This window comes from Micromonospora endophytica, assembly GCF_003236305.1.
Classification (GTDB): domain Bacteria; phylum Actinomycetota; class Actinomycetes; order Mycobacteriales; family Micromonosporaceae; genus Micromonospora; species Micromonospora endophytica.
This window is the reverse complement of sequence record NZ_POTX01000495.1, coordinates 1-919: the sequence shown is the minus strand read 5'-3', so window position 1 is coordinate 919 and position 919 is coordinate 1. Positions and strand designations below refer to the sequence as shown.

The 919-nt window shown below is 70.6% G+C and carries 1 protein-coding gene; it reads left to right on the top strand.

The features are described from left to right. Positions 1-182: 182 nt before the first annotated feature. The coding region (locus tag C1I93_RS30730) for a GntR family transcriptional regulator (protein WP_111246716.1) at positions 183-919 on the top strand (737 nt) is incomplete at its 3' end.

The following is a 919-nucleotide window of genomic DNA, read 5'->3' as shown; positions in this document are numbered from 1 at the left end:
GGGCTCTTCGCCATCCCCGCCCCCAACGACTGTTGATCATGAAGTTGTTACCACCCCTGCCGGGGGCGCGTCGTGGCAATAACTTCATGATCGACGGGCTGATCGGCGGGGGCGTGGCGCGGCGGGGTGGCGGGATCACGTCACCTAGGGCATCCTAGGAACCTAGCTGACAGGAGGTGGGCATGCCTATCAATCCGGGTGCCGCCGAGTTTCCACATCGCCAGATCGCCGCGCAGCTCAAGGCGCAGATCCGGCGCGGCGACTGGGCGCCGGGCGAACGGCTGCCGTCCATCCCGGCCATCGCGGAGATGTTCGGGGTGGCGAAACAGACCGTGCAACGCGCCGTCGACCAGCTGCGGGTCGAGGGCATCCTGATCACCAAACCCGGCTCCGGTACGTACGTGCGTGGAACCCGCCGGCGGCTCAACCGCCTCTCCCGGGGCCGCTACGGCGGCTTCCGCGGCTACCACACCGACCTCGCCGCCCGGTACCGGCAGCAACTGGTCGCCGTCGGCCGCTCCCCCGCACCCCCCGAGGTCGCCGACGCGTTCGGCGTACCCGACGGCACCGAACTGCTCTGCCGCCGACACCTGGTCCGCACCGAGGACTCACCGGTCGAGGTCGGCGCATCCTGGTTCCTGCCCGCCGACACCGCCGGCACCACACTGGAACGCGCCGAGGCGTTCGGCCGCCCGCTCTACCAGGAGGCCGAGGAGGCCACCGGACGGCGGTACGCGACAGCCACCGACACGATCACCGCCCGCCAGCCCAGCCGGGAAGAAGCGGAAACCCTTCAGATCCGGCCGGACACCCCCGTGCTGCACCTGCTGCACGTGGCGTACGACGAACGGCGCAGACCGATCGAGGTCGCCCAGGCCACCTGGCCCGGCCCGGTCACCACGCTGACCGAGGAGTACCC